General features: G+C 61.5%; 14 protein-coding genes and 1 CRISPR repeat array (1 of these 15 running past the window's edge). Of the genes, 9 read left to right on the top strand and 5 right to left on the bottom strand.

The annotated features are described in order from the left end of the window. Nucleotides 1-90: 90 nt before the first annotated feature. The 5 genes from ABAC402_RS0120405 to ABAC402_RS32970 all read right to left on the bottom strand — a co-directional run bounded on the left by ABAC402_RS0120405 (nucleotide 91) and on the right by ABAC402_RS32970 (nucleotide 4,211). Nucleotides 91-768, bottom strand: a complete 678-nt coding sequence (locus ABAC402_RS0120405) for an ABC-type transport auxiliary lipoprotein family protein (protein WP_023450097.1) — start codon at nucleotides 766-768, stop codon at nucleotides 91-93. Then, nucleotides 765-1,700 carry an MlaD family protein gene (locus ABAC402_RS32985; protein WP_023450096.1) on the bottom strand — a complete coding sequence of 312 codons (936 nt, stop codon included), beginning with the start codon at nucleotides 1,698-1,700 and terminating at the stop codon, nucleotides 765-767. The genes ABAC402_RS0120405 and ABAC402_RS32985 overlap by 4 nt, the downstream gene beginning before the upstream one ends. A gap of 11 nt (nucleotides 1,701-1,711) precedes the next feature. Then, nucleotides 1,712-2,566, bottom strand: a complete 855-nt coding sequence (locus ABAC402_RS32980) for an ABC transporter ATP-binding protein (RefSeq protein WP_023450095.1) — start codon at nucleotides 2,564-2,566, stop codon at nucleotides 1,712-1,714. After that, nucleotides 2,566-3,726 carry an MlaE family lipid ABC transporter permease subunit gene (locus tag ABAC402_RS32975; RefSeq protein ID WP_023450094.1) on the bottom strand — a complete coding sequence of 387 codons (1,161 nt, stop codon included), beginning with the start codon at nucleotides 3,724-3,726 and terminating at the stop codon, nucleotides 2,566-2,568. The genes ABAC402_RS32980 and ABAC402_RS32975 overlap by 1 nt, the downstream gene beginning before the upstream one ends. A 236-nt stretch (nucleotides 3,727-3,962) precedes the next feature. Beyond that, nucleotides 3,963-4,211 carry a DUF3253 domain-containing protein gene (locus ABAC402_RS32970; protein ID WP_023450093.1) on the bottom strand — a complete coding sequence of 83 codons (249 nt, stop codon included), beginning with the start codon at nucleotides 4,209-4,211 and terminating at the stop codon, nucleotides 3,963-3,965. 25 nt (nucleotides 4,212-4,236) lie between these two features. Here ABAC402_RS32970 and ABAC402_RS32965 point away from each other — a divergent pair, with 25 nt between their 5' ends. From ABAC402_RS32965 to cas2e, 9 genes are all read left to right on the top strand, one after another. Then, nucleotides 4,237-4,683 (top strand): PaaI family thioesterase, encoded by a 447-nt coding sequence (locus ABAC402_RS32965; protein WP_023450092.1) that lies wholly within the window; start codon nucleotides 4,237-4,239, stop codon nucleotides 4,681-4,683. 422 nt (nucleotides 4,684-5,105) lie between these two features. Next, the gene (locus tag ABAC402_RS32955) at nucleotides 5,106-7,733 is read left to right on the top strand and encodes a CRISPR-associated helicase/endonuclease Cas3 (RefSeq protein ID WP_023450090.1); all 2,628 of its coding nucleotides are present in this window, start codon (nucleotides 5,106-5,108) and stop codon (nucleotides 7,731-7,733) included. A gap of 69 nt (nucleotides 7,734-7,802) precedes the next feature. Continuing rightward, on the top strand, nucleotides 7,803-9,380 hold the full coding sequence (casA, locus tag ABAC402_RS32950; RefSeq protein ID WP_023450089.1) for a type I-E CRISPR-associated protein Cse1/CasA: 1,578 nt from the start codon (nucleotides 7,803-7,805) through the stop codon (nucleotides 9,378-9,380). Continuing rightward, nucleotides 9,380-9,922 carry a type I-E CRISPR-associated protein Cse2/CasB gene (gene casB / locus ABAC402_RS32945; RefSeq protein ID WP_023450088.1) on the top strand — a complete coding sequence of 181 codons (543 nt, stop codon included), beginning with the start codon at nucleotides 9,380-9,382 and terminating at the stop codon, nucleotides 9,920-9,922. Before casA ends, casB begins: the two co-directional genes overlap by 1 nt. Nucleotides 9,923-9,945: 23 nt before the next feature. Beyond that, a complete protein-coding gene (cas7e, locus tag ABAC402_RS32940; protein WP_023450087.1) occupies nucleotides 9,946-11,013 on the top strand; it encodes a type I-E CRISPR-associated protein Cas7/Cse4/CasC in 1,068 nt (355 codons plus the stop codon). A 4-nt stretch (nucleotides 11,014-11,017) separates the two neighbouring features. Next, nucleotides 11,018-11,803 carry a type I-E CRISPR-associated protein Cas5/CasD gene (cas5e, locus tag ABAC402_RS32935; protein ID WP_023450086.1) on the top strand — a complete coding sequence of 262 codons (786 nt, stop codon included), beginning with the start codon at nucleotides 11,018-11,020 and terminating at the stop codon, nucleotides 11,801-11,803. Further along, a complete protein-coding gene (cas6e, locus tag ABAC402_RS32930; protein WP_023450085.1) occupies nucleotides 11,800-12,468 on the top strand; it encodes a type I-E CRISPR-associated protein Cas6/Cse3/CasE in 669 nt (222 codons plus the stop codon). Before cas5e ends, cas6e begins: the two co-directional genes overlap by 4 nt. A 3-nt stretch (nucleotides 12,469-12,471) precedes the next feature. Continuing rightward, the gene (gene cas1e, locus ABAC402_RS32925; protein WP_023450084.1) at nucleotides 12,472-13,422 is read left to right on the top strand and encodes a type I-E CRISPR-associated endonuclease Cas1e; all 951 of its coding nucleotides are present in this window, start codon (nucleotides 12,472-12,474) and stop codon (nucleotides 13,420-13,422) included. Then, entirely contained in the window at nucleotides 13,403-13,708 is a 306-nt protein-coding gene (cas2e, locus tag ABAC402_RS32920; RefSeq protein WP_031235719.1) for a type I-E CRISPR-associated endoribonuclease Cas2e, read from the top strand. Before cas1e ends, cas2e begins: the two co-directional genes overlap by 20 nt. A 90-nt stretch (nucleotides 13,709-13,798) precedes the next feature. After that, nucleotides 13,799-15,814: direct repeats of the CRISPR family, unit length 29 nt; unit sequence CTGGTCCCCGCCCACGCGGGGATGAACCG; it runs 2,467 nt beyond the window's last position.

Below are 15,814 nucleotides of genomic sequence, written 5' to 3'. Positions count from 1 at the left end.
GACGCCTGTGGCAAACGTCAGGTGTCAGGTGCAGACAGCCCGAGGTTGCCGGCAACTTTGTCGCCGACGGGCCGCGCAAGCCTGTAGCCTCTACAGCCCCTCGACCTTCGGCTTGCCGTCCTTGGGCATGTCCGTCAACGGAGTCATGGGCGGCGCCAGGGGCGACAGGGTTTCCCGGCTAAAGCCGATCAGGTCGCCGACCGACTGAGTCACCGCCAGGTTATAGCCTTCCACCGTCATCGACAGGTCGTTACGGCGGATGGGGGCCTCACGTGTGATGTAGCGCGACGCAACGACCGCCCGGTCGGATTGACGGATAATGCGGGCGTCAAGCGCGACGACAACCACCGGCCGGTTGCGGACATAGCGGGTCTCGAAGCTGCGCACCGCCACATCCAGGCGATAGGCCGCCGCTGACCGGCCACGCGTGTCAAGGCGGATATTGCCGCCACTGCGGGCGTAGCCGGCGGTGACCGCTTCACTGAACAGCGCCTGCGCGCCGGACGCCCAGCGCGAATTGGCGACATAAGACACCTCGTTGTCCTCAACCGTCATGATGCCGTCGCCGGCGCTGCCGGGCGGGAAGACGATGGCCCCGACAGACAGGGCTACGGGCACGCCCTGAAGTTGTGCCGGCGGGGTTTCGACCAGGCTGGCGTCATAGGCGAAGCGGTACATTTGCACCGGATCCGTCTTGGGGAACAAGGTGATGCAACTGCTCAGGCCCAGGGCCGCTGTGGCCAGTAGGGGGAGGAGGAAGCGTCTCATTCGCTCACCTTTCTTTGCTTGGCGGCCGGTTTGGTGACCAGGCCTTGCGGATCTTGCTGCACCGACTCGACCAGCAGTTTCAGCGATTCCGAGGCTTCGTTCAGGTTTTCGAGGCTTTCCTGCATCTGCGGCAAGGTCTGGGTATTGATTTGATCGGCCGGCGCCTTGACGGAGTCGGCCAGAACAGCGACCCGGTCGGCGGCACTGGCCAGCTTTTCGGTGGCGACGTTGATCTTCTCCAGCGTCTCCGGCATCTTCTCGCTCATCATGCCGTCGGTCGAGTTGGCCAGCCGGGTGACCGCATCGGCCGCCTGGCCGGCGCTGATGATGGCCTCGTGCGCATCATCCAGCATCTGCTGGCGGCTGTCGATATCGGCCGTGATGCTCTGGAGGTTGTCGAGTGTAGCGGAAAAGGTCTTGATGTTGCGGTCCGACAGCAGACGGTTGACCCGATCCAGGCTTTCATAGGTCTTTTCGATCACCGACCCTGAGCCCTGCAGCAACTTGGCCAGGGCACTTTCTTCGGAACGAATGACGGGCGGCGGGCCGCCCGGCTGACGTTTGAGCAAGGGGGAACTGGCTGTGCCGGGCGATATCTGCATGTAAAGCAGGCCGGTAATGCCCTGGGGTTGAAGGGTCGCAATCGAGTCGACACGAATCGGCGTCTCACTTTCCAGCTTGATGCGGGCGAAAACCTGAGCCGTATTGGCCTTGCCCAGTCGCAGCGAGATCACTTCACCGACCTTGATGCCGTTGAAATGGACCTCTGACCCCTTGTTCAGAAAGTCGACAGGCTGGTTGAATTCGACGTCATAGACGCCGTAATCCTGGTTGAAGTCGAACTTGATGAACCAGAAGGTGAAGCCAAGCAGAATCAGCGCCATAACAAAGGTGACGAGACCGACAAAAGCATAGTGCGCCTGGCGTTCCATAGCGTAGCTCCTTACCTCTTCACCCGCCCTCTGGGGCCATGAAAATATTCATGAATCCAGGGGTGATCGGATTTTTCCAACACCTCGATACGATCCTTCAGCACAACGTGACGGTCGGCCAGAACGGCGATCTCGTCACAGATGGCATAGAGACTATCAAGATCATGCGTAATCATAAAGACCGTCAGGCCCAGACTGTCGGCCAGACCGCGGATCAATTCGTCGAAGGCCGCCGCCCCGATGGGATCAAGGCCGGCGGTCGGCTCATCGAGGAAGATCAGTTCGGCATCGACCGCCAACGCCCGCGCCAATGCAGTGCGCTTGATCATTCCGCCCGACAGTTCCGAGGGCATCAGGTCGGCGGCGCGCAGCGGCAAGCCAGCCATCGACATCTTGAGCAGCGCCACCGAGCGCGCTTCGCGGGGACTGAGACGCGTGAATTCCAGGATGGGCGTCATGATGTTTTCGGCCACGCTGAGGGTCGAGAACAGGGCGCCGCTCTGGAACAGGACGCCCGTCTTGGCGCGGATCGCCTGGGCCTGAGCCGGCTTGGCGTCCATCAGCTTTTGGCCGAACAGGTGGATTTCGCCGCTGAGCGGCCGTTGCAGCCCGAGGATCGAGTTGAGCAACACCGTCTTGCCCGAGCCCGAGCCGCCGACCACGCCCAGAACCTCGCCGCGCTTGACCACGAGGTCGAGGTCCTGGTGGATGACGTGGTCACCGAAGCGATTGTTCAGCTTTTCGATGACGACGGGATCATCGCCCTGGCCACTCTTCGGCTTGGCGACGTGGTTCAGGCTCAGCTTGTCGCGCGCCTTGCCGCTGTCTTGCGCCGGAGTCTCGATATCTTGGGGTTCCTCGCTCATCACATCGTGAACCCGTTGAAGAGGATGGCGAACAAGGCATCCAGCATGAAGACCAGAAAAATCGACTGAACCACGGCCGTGGTGACCTGGCGGCCCAGGCTGAGCACGTCGTCCTTGACCTGCATGCCCTGCCAGCAGCCGACGATCGCGATGGTGGCGGCGAAAAACGGCGGACGGACGATGCCGACGAAGAAGTTGTAGAAGGGCACATAGTCCTGGACGCGCTGGAGGAAGGTCGACGGTCCGGCGCCCAACGTACTCCAGATGGCCAACATGCCGCCGAACAGCATGCCCAGGGTCGACAGGAAGGTGATAAAGGTCGACATGAAGACCAGGGCGATGAGCCGCGGTATGATCAGGGCTTCGTAAGGATCTATGCCCATGACGCGCATGGCGTCGATCTCCTGGTTCATCTTCATCGCGCCGACTTCGGCGGCAAAGGCCGACGCTGAACGCCCTGCCAGCAGGACCGCCGTCACCAGCGGGGCAAATTCTCTCAGCGCAAACATGGCGACCATATCAATGGCGAAGATGCCGCTGCCGAACTGATTCAGTTGCAACACGCCGATAAAGCCCAGAACGCCACCGATAAAGATGCTGGTCATCAGGACGATAGGAATGGCCTCGATGCCGGCGCGCTGCATGACATTGACCAGGGCCGCCCAGCGCAGGCTCCCCGGCTTCGCCACGGACATCATCAGCTGGGCAATAATGTGGCCCATAAAGACTGACTGTGCCATGAAGCCGGTCTTGAACCGCGTCGCCAGTTTGCCAAGCTTGACAAGCCCGAAGTAGAAGGGATGCAGCCAGAGCTTGGTCGGCTCGGGATTTTCGCGCGCGTACTGCGAAATGGGCACGGCGTGACTTCCGACGATACCGTACAGGCGGGCAAAGTTTTCCTGACCCGTGAATATCTCACCTTGCAGTCGTTCATTCAGAGCGTTGCGCAAGACGTAGGCGCCGGCGGTATCCAGGGCTTCGAGCTGGCTTGCGTCGACGGTCAGGGTCTCATAGGGTTTCAGCGCCTGGCGCAGGCGCTCGCCCAGGCCCTCGATGTGGGTAACAATCCAGTTCCCCTTCGGACGCAGAACTGCCCCTCCGCCCTCACCGGCATCTACCGCGAAGTCAGCCCTGAGAGATGTCTGTTTAGCCTTCGGCATCGGGGTTAAGGACTCTTTTCGCAAGCCTTCTAGAGCGCAATCCGATAAAGTGGACACCACTTTTCGGAAAAATTGCGCGACAAAACAAAAACTTAGAGCGGGGTTTTGAGTCCATCAAAACTCATCCCGCTCTGGTGACCGCACCATTTTAGATGAGGTATATGCATAAAATGGCAAGACTGTAGCGGCGCAAACGGTACACCACCTATTGCCTTTAGAGCGATTCCCTCAAGTTCCTAACTATTGGGAACGAGCCTGACGCGATAAATGCCCTTCAATCCTTCCGGCTCGACGGGTTTGCCCTTGCGCACAACCTCGATCCGGCCCTGGCGCGCCAGACCGACAATCACCGCCCGTACCTTGGGTAGTTCGCGCTGCCAGTTTTCGGCGCTTATCGCCTTGGCAACGTCGTTGGGGCTGATGGACTCGTGGCTTCGCACCTGCGATAAGAGCGCCAAAAGTGTCTCTTCGGCCAGTTGGGACATGGATGCGAACTCCGGAGTGGGTAAAATGGCAAGTCTGACGACCGTCACCGAAGGTCCCTTTGCCGGCTGGTTCAGGGCTGAACCGGGCGACACCTTCAATGGCCTGATTGGCGCCTATTATTACGACACCTCCGATCCCGCCAGTGTCAAAGTCGCTTTCCAGGCGGAAAAGCGCCATTTGAACGGCGGCGGCAGCGTCCACGGCGGCTGCCTGCTGACTATGGCCGACACATCACTGTTCGTCTTCGCCATACCGCACCTGGGCGACGGCGCAGCGGTGACTCTGCAACTGGACGCCCAGTTTCAGGCGCCGGGTCGCGAGGGCGATATCATTGTCGCGACGGGCGAAATCACCCGCGCCGGCCGGACGGTCATCTTCGGCCGCGGTGAATTGCGCTGCGACGACAAACTGCTTCTGAGCTTTACCGGCATCCTGGCGCGGAAGAAGAGCAAGCCCCAGGGCGACGCATGATGAACGAAGAGCGTTTGAGAATGCGCGACGGCGGGCAACTTCCACCTGAGATGTTGGCGCAGCTAAAGCGACTTGTGGCGAAGCGAAACAACGATATTGACACCCGCGACATGCGCGAAGTTAGCGATTGGTCGAACGCCTTCGTTGGAAAACATTTCCGACAGATGGGAAGGCGTTCCTGAATCGACAGGCGTCGTTTAAAGTCATACTTCATGACCATAGGAAATGGCTCATCTTATTCGTTGCTATGTCAAACGCCATCGTCACACCGCCGTTGAGAACCGGCAGCACGTTCAAAAAGCATAGATGGGTGTAATCAACTTGTGACTTTGCCAGGACGATCGAATGGGTACCTGATCCGTATTTGGCACCAAGATGCTAGCGTGCTATCGGTCCACTAACATCTCGAGCCTGACACGTGAATGGACTACATCAAAGACTTCTGGGGTAAGGCGCGGCCGACAGAAACGTCCAAAACCGACTGGCACCCCCTCGCCTATCACAGTCTTGACGTGGCCGCGGCCATGCAGGCCCTGTTGCAGTTGCGCCCCCAAATCCTCAATGCCATTAGCCGCAGTTGTGGCTTGGGCCGCGACGAAACCCTTCGCCAGCTTGTCCTGGTGGCCGCGCTACACGACATTGGCAAGTTTGCCGAAAACTTCCAGTGCAAGGTGCCGGACCTGGCGGCCAGGCTGGGGCATCAATCGGCGCCTGACGGAGCACAGGCCTGGGCGACGGACGACCACGGCCGTGTCGGCTACTGCCTGTGGACGGAACACTACGCCCGCTCGGTTTCGAAGGGCTTTGACCTCTGGTTACACGCGGCCTTCTCGCATCACGGCACCCCTGTAGAGGACGGGGTCAAACTCAGCAATGTGATGTCCGCAACAAGCCGGCAGGCGGTGGAGGACTTTATCAAGGCTGTCATGGTCTTGTTGGGCCCCGCTTCATCTCAGGCGCACGACAAGACGGCGCGCACATCGGAAACCTGGCGCGTTGCCGGCCTGGTTACGCTGGCCGATTGGATCGGTTCCAACGTCGAGAACGATTGGTTCCCCTACGAAGATACAGCCTTCACCCTTGAGTCCTATTGGCCCCGGGCATGCGCGAAAGCCAAAAATGCGCTGGGCGAAACCCGCCTCGCGGAGGCCATGGCCGCCACGGCCTTTGATCTCTCCACCTATCTGGGCCCTGAAGCCCAAGCCACCCCGCTTCAGGCTTGGGCCCAGGCCCAAGCCCCCAGCGCAGGGCCAAATCTCTATATTATCGAGGATCTGACCGGTGCCGGAAAAACCGAAGCCGCGCTTATCCTGGCCAACCGCCTGATGCAGGGCGGGGCGGCCGAAGGCCTCTATTGGGCCCTGCCCAGCATGGCGACAGCCAACGGGCTGTATGAGCGGGTGCGGCAGGGTTACAGACGCCTGTTCGCCGACGGTCCGGAGGCATCGCTGGTTCTGGCCCATAGCGCCCGCGATCTGAATATGGGATTTCAGGCCTCGCTTGGCAGCGGCCATGTTCACCCTGGGCTCAAAGGCGCCAATGAGCTTCCCGCCGAAGCCCATTGCGCTGCCTTTGTCGCCGAGGACCGCAAAAAGACCTTCCTGGCCCAGATCGGGGTGGGTACGGTGGATCAGGCTCTCTTGGCTGTCCTACCCGTTCGCCATCAGGCCTTGCGACTGGCCGCCCTGTCTCGACGCGTCCTGGTGATCGACGAGGCGCACAGTTTCGATCCCTACATGAACAAGGGCTTGGAAGCGCTGATTGGATTCCACACCGCCCTGGGCGGCTCGACCATAATCCTGTCCGCCACCCTGACCCAAAAGTTAAAGGGCCGATTCATAAAGGCGTTCGGCGCACCACAACCGCCGAGCCTGTCCCAGGCCTTCCCGTTGGTGACGCATATCAACAGCGAAAAGGTCCTGATCGAACAACCGGTAGACGTCGCGCGCGGAACGCGACGGGATCTCAGCATCTGTCGTTTCGACAACCCGGACTCGGCCATGGCGGATTTGCTGTCAAAAGCGTCCGAGGGCGCCTGCGCGGTCTATGTCCGCAATACAGTCGCCGACGCCATGACAGCATTCCATCAACTGCGCGCGGCCGCGCCCGAAGGCGTGACCGTTCACCTGTTTCACGCCCGCTTTACCCTTGGCGACCGGATCTCCCGCGAAAACAGGGTCCTGGACTTACTGGGTAAACAGAGTACGCCCGACACGAGACGCGGCCAGATTATCATCGCCACCCAGGTCGTCGAACAATCGCTCGACCTCGACGCCGACTACATGGCCACGGATCTGTGCCCGATAGATTTGCTGATTCAACGCGCCGGGCGGCTTCACCGCCATGATCGCCCAGGCCGGTCGGAACCACAATTGTGGCTGGTGGGGCCGCAAGCCAACGACGACGCAACGGAGACCTGGTACAGCGCGCTGTTCCCCAAGGGGCAATATGTCTACCCCAATGTCGGCCAACTCTGGCGCACGATGCGGGTCATTACGCGCGCCGGCGGATTGATGCTGCAATCGGGCTCACCCCGCGACTTGATCGAGCCGGTCTTCGGCGACGATCTCGATATACCGCCGACGCTGGAGGCGCAAAGCCAGAAGGCAGAAAGCCAGGGCCAGGCCGACAGCGCCGTAGCACGGCTGAATTTTCTCGATCCGACCCAAGGTTTCGAACGCGGCAGAGGCGCGTGGGACTCGGATACGCGGACACCAACGCGGTTAGGGGAGCCGACGCTTACACTGAGATTGGCCAAATGGGCAGATGGCGTCTTGGCGCCATGGGCGACGGCTGAGACGCCGCATCTGCGCTGGCGGCTGTCGGAAATAACGATCAGGGGCGGTTTGTGCGCAGAGACCTTAGCGCCCGACGCTGTCTGTGAACAAGCCATAGCCACCGCGCAAGCCCGATGGCCGCAACGCTATGATCCACCGCCGATTCTGGCCATGACGGCGCGGGAAGACAGCGTTTGGCATGGTCGGATCAGGGATCAGAAAGGTCGGGAGCGCGTCGCCACCTATTCAACTTTAGGCGGCCTGACCCTATAGGAACGTCTATTTGGTTGAAAATTCGCAGAATCATGATGCCGTGCGGGGAAACGCTGTCAGGGTGCTCTCATGCCTTTTAATCTTTTGCACGACCCTTGGCTGGAAGTCCGGCGACGTTCGGGACGTCGCGACCAAATCCGGCCGTGCGATGTCACCAACGATGTTCTGAACGATCCGATCGTGGCACTGGATTTTCCGCGGCCCGACTGGAACGCCGCCGTAACCGAGTTGCTGATCGGGCTGATGTTTATCGCTCTGGCCTGCGATAACGAAGACGACTGGGCCGAACATTTCCGCAGCCCGCCTTCGCCCGACACCCTGCTACAAAAGCTGTCGCCCTTTTCGCCCGCCTTCAACCTTGATGGCGACGGCCCGCGCGCTTTTCAGGACTTCGACGACCTGGCCGCGCAGGATCCAAAACCGGTTAGCGGGCTCTTGATCGAAGCACCGGGTGAAAACGCCCTCAGAAACAATTCCGACCTGTTTATCAAGCGCGATACGGTGACAGCGCTTGGCCTGCCCTATGCGACGGCGGCGCTGATCACCTTGCAAACCTATGCGCCCTCAGGCGGCGCGGGACACCGCACCTCCCTGCGCGGCGGCGGCCCCCTTACGACCCTGGTCACGCCCCTGCGCACCGGCGAAACCGTGGCTACCCTGTGGGATCGCCTTTGGGCCAATGTCCCGGCGCGAGATGGGGAATTCACCATCGAACCGTCGCGTCTGTTTCCGTGGATCAGCCCAACACGTACGTCGGTCAAGGACGCGATGGTGACACCGGAAGATCAGCCGCTGGGCCTGTGCTTTTTCGCCTGTCCGCGCCGCCTCCGCCTGATCTTCGCCGACGGCCGGTGCAGCCTGAGCGAAGCAACCGGCCCCGTCGTACTGGAATACCGTACGCAAAACTACGGCGCCAACTATGTCGGATGGCTTCACCCGCTTTCGCCCTATCGCAACGACAAGAAATCCGGTGCCCTGCCGCTGCACCCCAATTCCGGGCCATCCGACTATGGCGATTGGCTGGCCTGGTGGGGCTTCAATGGCGATGCCGCCGAAAGCGTCAAGCTGTGGAAGGCGCGACGGCTGGAGGTCAAGGGCGAGTTGGCCAATGACGGCATGATCGCCTTTGGCTTCGATATGGACAATATGAAGGCCCGGCAATGGCTGGATGCCCGTCTGCCCTGGGTGCCGGTCGATAACCAAGCCCTGAAAGCCACCTTGCAAGCCTTGATTTCTGCCGCCGACGAGGCCGCGAAAGCGGTACGCTTTGCGTGCAAGCTGGCGCTCTATGGTCAAAAGCAAGGCGACGGCAGTTATCGCTTGCCCGAAACCCTGCCGATGGACGCCCTGCAAACGCCGGCGCAACAGGTGTGGCAAGAAACACAAGGCGACTTCGAACGCCAGCTTGATGAAATGCTGGAACGGGCGCAAAGCGATCAGCCCGACCTGGACCTTCGCGAAGCCTGGCTGAAATTCCTTCGCCGAACCTCGGTGTCCGTGTTCGATGCTTTTGTCGATATCGACGGTCTGACCGATACCGATCCCCGGCGGCTTTTGTATGCGCGAGGTCAATTGAACAACGGCTTTAACCGGGTACGCACTGCCTTGGGCCTGGTCGTAGCCAAATCCACGAAGGAGGTTGCCTGATGAGCGATCTGAAACAGAAATTCGACACATGGTGGCGCGAACTGGCCGACCCCAGCCATAACGGCCTCAACCGCAAACGCGCCGACATGGCGCATTTGCGCCGTATCAGCCTCATCGAGGATGGCGATGGTGGTGAGCCCGACGTGGTGGCAGCGATGGGGATCGACGCCTTCAGAGATCTTCATAAACTTATCAAACCCAGCCCAAAAGACGAGGCCGATCTGGTGACCTGCGCCTACGTCCTGGCGCATATCCGCGATCGATCCAGCCTGCATCCGGCCGCAGCCCTGGGACACGGCGATCCGCCAAGGATGAACCCAACGGCTTTCTTGAGCCTCATGCGGGCCGAAACGACGGGCGATTTGTTCGAACAAGCACGACGCATGGCTGCCCTGTTGAAGGGCGAGGCCGATGCCGCCGAATTGGCGACCTCGCTCTATCTGTGGCGGCGAAAGCCCGAGATCCGCCGCGAATGGGCGCGCCGGTATTACGGCCTGGACCGCCATGGCCACGAACTCGCGTCCGCACCGGCGCAAGCCTGATCTCTTTTCCAATAGGACCTGTCATGTCACACTTTATTCAACTTCATATCCTGACCACCTATGCCGCCGCGAATCTGAACCGCGACGATACGGGTAAGCCCAAGACGCTGAAATTCGGCGGCGCCGAGCGCCTGCGGATCTCGTCCCAAAGCCTTAAGCGCGCCTTTCGCCAATCGGACGTGTTCGCCGATCTCTTGCCCGTCGCGTTGGGCACGCGTTCGACCGCCTTTGCCGAGGCCCTGGTCAAGGCCTTAACAGCACGCGGCCTGCGCCCTGATGACGCCATCAAGCGCGCCGAAGCCGTCATCGACAATGACAAGCTGGGCAAGGTAAAGAAAGGTCAGGCACGGACCGAGCAACTGGTGCATCTGGGACCGGACGAGTTGTCGTTGCTCAACGACCTGGCCGACCGGTTGTCCGGGCCTGATATGCCCGATCTCAAAGGCCTGACTGTCCTCAAGGATAAGCCGCGCGCCGCCGACATCGCCATGTTCGGGCGGATGCTGGCCGACAATTCGCGCTTTAATGTCGAGGCGGCGGTTCAGGTAGCCCACGCCTTTACCACCCACCGCGTGACCGTAGAAGACGACTACTATACAGCCGTCGACGACATCAAGAATGCAGATCAGGACCAGGATCGCGGCGCCGGCTTTATTGGCGTCCAGCAATACGGCGCCGGACTGTTCTATCTGTATGTCTGCATCGATGCCAATCTTTTGGTGGCCAACCTGTCCGGCGACAAGCCGCTGGCCAAGGCGACACTTGAGGCCCTGATACGCTCGGTCACCACAGTCAGCCCGACAGGCAAGCAGAACGCGTTCGCCAGCCGCGCCAAAGCCAGCTACGTACTCGAAGAAATCGGCGAGGAATCCCCGCGCAGCCTGGCCTCGGCATTTCAGACCCCCGTGGGTGCCGACGGAAAGAACGACTTTTTCGCAGATTCCGTGTCCCGACTTAGCGATTTGAAAGCGGGGTTCGCCAAGGCCTATGGCGAGAAGCTCGACTCCCACATTCTGGCGGTCGGAGATCCGGAGTCGCAAACCCTGAGCGACCTCGTTACCGCCGCCCAGGCGGTGATCGATCGGATTTAGAGCCATGACCCGCGAGTATCTGCTGTTTCGCCTAAGCGGTCCGATGGCTGCCTTTGGCGACATCACGGTCGGCGAACGCCGCAGCCTGTGGGACGCGCCGTCGAAATCCGGAGTCCTCGGGCTGGTCGCCGGTGCGATGGGCTTCACCCGCGACGATCATGACGCGTTGCTGGACCTGGATGCGACACTTGGCTTTGCCGTGCGTCTGGATAGCCCTGGTTATCCCCTGCGTGATTACCATACCGCCCAGACCCCGACCGAAGCCGCGCGCAAACGCCTTCATAAGGCCGGCGCGAGCACAAGCACCCGCAAAAATGACCTGGTGGCCGATGACCTCAACACCGTCCTGTCGGAACGGATGTATCGCCTGGAGTCGGTTTCAACGGTCGCTCTGTGGCAAAAGCCGGATCAGAATGCCGACCTTACCCGCGTCGAGGCGGCTTTGAAACGGCCGGTCTTTGCGCCCTATCTGGGACGCAAGGCCTGCCCTCTGAGCGCTCCACCTCGTCCGCGCCGCCTGACCTGCGACAGACTGCTGACAGGATTTGGCGCCTACGACGCGGTTGAGGAGGTTACCCGCCTGGCTCTGAAAACGCCGCGCCTGGACTCAGCCCGGGTGTGGTTCGAATTCGAGGCGGGGCTGACTGTCGAAGAGGCGGATGCCAAGGAAATTCGCCTGCGCCGCGACGGCCTGCGCAACCGCGCGCTTTGGCAATTTTCCGACCGCCGCGAGGGCCGTCTGGAATGGTCGGATATCCCGGTCGGTACGGCTGCGGAGGACGCGGCATGAGCTTTTTTACCCTGGCCCAGTTGCGCCATGATACCCAGCAAGCCCGTGCCTTCGCCCGTCAGGCTCACGACGACCCGAAGCTGGACGGCGGACACCGCCTGATCTGGCGACTGTTTGCCGAGGATCCCGAGGCAAAACGTGATTTCATCTTTCGCCTGTCCGAGCGCGGCCGGTTCCTGATCGTGTCGGAGCGCCAACCCGTGTTCGACGACCGCGTCTGGGAGATCAGGACCAAACCCTACGCGCCATCTGTATCGACCGGCCAGCGCTATGGCTTTGGCCTGCGCGTCAATCCAACGATCGCCGTCTCCCAGGCGGACCGCAAACCTAGCCTGCGGGTCGATGTCCTGATGCGGGCCAAACGCGACAACGGTGGCGCGCTCACCGCGGAAGCGCGCGAAACTGTAGCGCTTGACTGGCTGGGTCAGAAACTGAGCCGGTGCGGCGCCGTCATCGATCCTGCCTATAGTCAGGTGTTGGATTATGCCCAAATCCATCCGCCGCGCAAAGCCAGCCGAACGCCGGCGACAATTTCGGTGATTGACGCCGAGGGCGTCCTGACCGTTAGCGATCCCGTGCACCTGCAAAGGGCTCTGCTGTCGGGCATTGGTCACGGCAAGGCCTTCGGACTTGGGCTTCTGCTGCTGCGGCCCCTGGGAGCATAGGCGATGGCCACGCCCGACTATATCCCCCTGCGTCCGATCCCCCTCAAAGACCGTTCGGCGATCGTCTTTCTGGAATATGGCCAACTTGATGTTATCGACGGCGCCTTCGTTCTCGTCGATCAGAACGGCGTGCGGGTCCAGATCCCGGTCGGTGGCCTGGCCTGCCTGATGCTCGAACCGGGCACGCGGGTGTCCCACGCCGCGGTTGTCCTGTGCGCCCAGGTCGGGTGTCTGCTGGTCTGGGTCGGCGAAGGCGGTGTCAGGCTCTATGCGGCTGGACAGCCCGGGGGTTCGAAGGCGGAAAAGCTGTTGTTTCAGGCGCGCAACGCTCTCGATGATGGCGCACGTCTCAATGTCGTGCGCGAAATGTATCGGCGCCGCTTCGATGAAGATCCCCCCGCCCGCCGAAGCGTTGATCAGCTCAGAGGCATGGAGGGCGTACGTGTGCGTGAAATCTACAAACGCCTGGCCCAAAGGCACGGCGTTACGTGGAAGGCGCGCAACTATGACCAGAGCGATTGGGGCGGCGCCGATATCCCCAATCGCTGCCTGTCATCGGCGACGGCCTGTCTATACGGTCTGTGTGAAGCGGCCATACTGGCGGCAGGCTATGCCCCGGCCATAGGCTTTCTGCATCGCGGCAAACCGCAAAGCTTTGTCTATGATATTGCCGACCTCTATAAGTTTGAAACGGTCGTCCCCATTGCCTTTGCAACCGCTGCCAAGATCGAAAGAGGCTCGACCGACCAACGCCAGCCCGAACGTCAGGTGCGCATCGCCTGCCGCGATATGTTTCGCAAATTCGGACTGCTGGAAAAGATTATTCCCGACATAGAACAGATTTTACTGGCCGGCGGTTTGACCCCACCTGACACCGCTGAAGATGCACCCGAAGCGGCAGAGCCCGCGATCCCGCGCCAGGAGGCTTCCGGCGATGATGGTCATCGTAACTGAAAACGCACCACCGCGACTGCGCGGACGGTTGGCGTTGTGGCTGGCGGAAGTTCGAGCCGGTGTCTATGTCGGGGTCTATTCGCGCCGCATGCGCGAGCGTATATGGTCAGAAGTCAGCCAGATGATCGGCGATGGCAATGCGGTGATAGCCTGGAGCGCACCCACCGATTCCGGATTCGCTTTTGAAGCCGTAGGCTCCAACCGTCGTGAACCCGCGGACTTCGATGGCCTGACACTCGTCAGATTTATGCCGCCGCAAAGGGATCCGAACGCACCACTGTTCTAAGGTATCAAAATACCGCCAGGAACGAATGGTGAATGTTGGTGAATCTTTGACATTGTAAATTCTTCACGCTTTCAATAGCTTTCAGCATGTCTGGTCCCCGCCCACGCGGGGATGAACCGGCAAATAAAACTTTTGACTGCGGTTCCTACACCTGGTCCCCGCCCACGCGGGGATGAACCGCGTGCGGCCCCTGATGTTCATCCGCTACTGGCCTGGTCCCCGCCCACGCGGGGATGAACCGGGGCTGTCCTCAACGGACTGACCCGGCGCCGCCTGGTCCCCGCCCACGCGGGGATGAACCGCAATCGACAAACAGCGGTTTATTGTCGCAAATCTGGTCCCCGCCCACGCGGGGATGAACCGAGTGAATCCGAGTCCGATAGCACTGGCCAGTGCTGGTCCCCGCCCACGCGGGGATGAACCGTTCTTGTTGCCATGATCGGCAACAAATCGGCCCTGGTCCCCGCCCACGCGGGGATGAACCGGGTTATACCTTTCCGGCCTATGCCGCAAACCCCTGGTCCCCGCCCACGCGGGGATGAACCGCCTGAATCGTGAACTGATTGCATATCATCTTCCTGGTCCCCGCCCACGCGGGGATGAACCGGAGGCTCTTGACAGTGCAGGCTCAGTCGCAGGCTGGTCCCCGCCCACGCGGGGATGAACCGTCATACTGACACAGTGCACAAATCAGGGGGAACTGGTCCCCGCCCACGCGGGGATGAACCGTCAATTTTGGCCGCAACGGTGAGCGGCGAACCCTGGTCCCCGCCCACGCGGGGATGAACCGAGCATTATATCGAGTTGGCTAGGGCTGGCCGGCTGGTCCCCGCCCACGCGGGGATGAACCGCGACAATTTGTCCACACGTTGGGCTGTCGCGCCTGGTCCCCGCCCACGCGGGGATGAACCGCACACGCCGGTTGAGGTTGCGCCTCGCTGCGACTGGTCCCCGCCCACGCGGGGATGAACCGCGCGCCCGCTGGCCACAACGTTGACGCCCGGACTGGTCCCCGCCCACGCGGGGATGAACCGGCTTTTTACTCTCGGAGACTACAAATGACTAACTGGTCCCCGCCCACGCGGGGATGAACCGGGCGATTTAATGTCACAAATCGAGGGTTCGAGCTGGTCCCCGCCCACGCGGGGATGAACCGACATCAGCACCGCACCACGCGACGGGCAAACCCTGGTCCCCGCCCACGCGGGGATGAACCGTCGTGTCAGATTGTGGGCGGCTTTCTGAAATACTGGTCCCCGCCCACGCGGGGATGAACCGCTGCTGCTCGCCGCTGGATCGACGGCGCGTATCTGGTCCCCGCCCACGCGGGGATGAACCGGTTGCGCCTCGCTGCGATCTCACGACCAGCGTCTGGTCCCCGCCCACGCGGGGATGAACCGGCAGGTCGACGCAGATGCCCGCGTCGTTCATCCTGGTCCCCGCCCACGCGGGGATGAACCGGTATTAACGTTCGTCATTTTGTAGTCTCCGAGCTGGTCCCCGCCCACGCGGGGATGAACCGACCTAGCACGCCACCCGATGTGGCGCGCCGTCCTGGTCCCCGCCCACGCGGGGATGAACCGCAAAAGCGCTTAAGCGATCGCTGGGTTAACCCCTGGTCCCCGCCCACGCGGGGATGAACCGCGAACGTGTCTCGGTGTCTGTGTCTGGGGTGGCTGGTCCCCGCCCACGCGGGGATGAACCGACCCTTGTCAGGGCTGGTACGACCGGGACCGCCTGGTCCCCGCCCACGCGGGGATGAACCGAACGTCATGGCCATGTTGATCAGCTCGAACGACTGGTCCCCGCCCACGCGGGGATGAACCGCCTGGGGAGCTGCGGTGGTTCACGACCCTGGGCTGGTCCCCGCCCACGCGGGGATGAACCGCTAGTCGGCCCGGCAGGGACCGGCAAAACCACCTGGTCCCCGCCCACGCGGGGATGAACCGACCACACGGCGGATTCTATCAAGTCGCTGGAACTGGTCCCCGCCCACGCGGGGATGAACCGTTAGTCGGTGGACGGTTGCCAAACAGATGGCGCTGGTCCCCGCCCACGCGGGGATGAACCGCCGTCACCCGTCACCCGTCGATCTCGATGCCGCTG

The organism is Asticcacaulis sp. AC402 (genome assembly GCF_000495835.1).
Lineage (GTDB): Bacteria > Pseudomonadota > Alphaproteobacteria > Caulobacterales > Caulobacteraceae > Asticcacaulis.
Note: the sequence above shows the minus strand (reverse complement) of the source record. Positions and strands in the feature narration are given on the sequence as shown.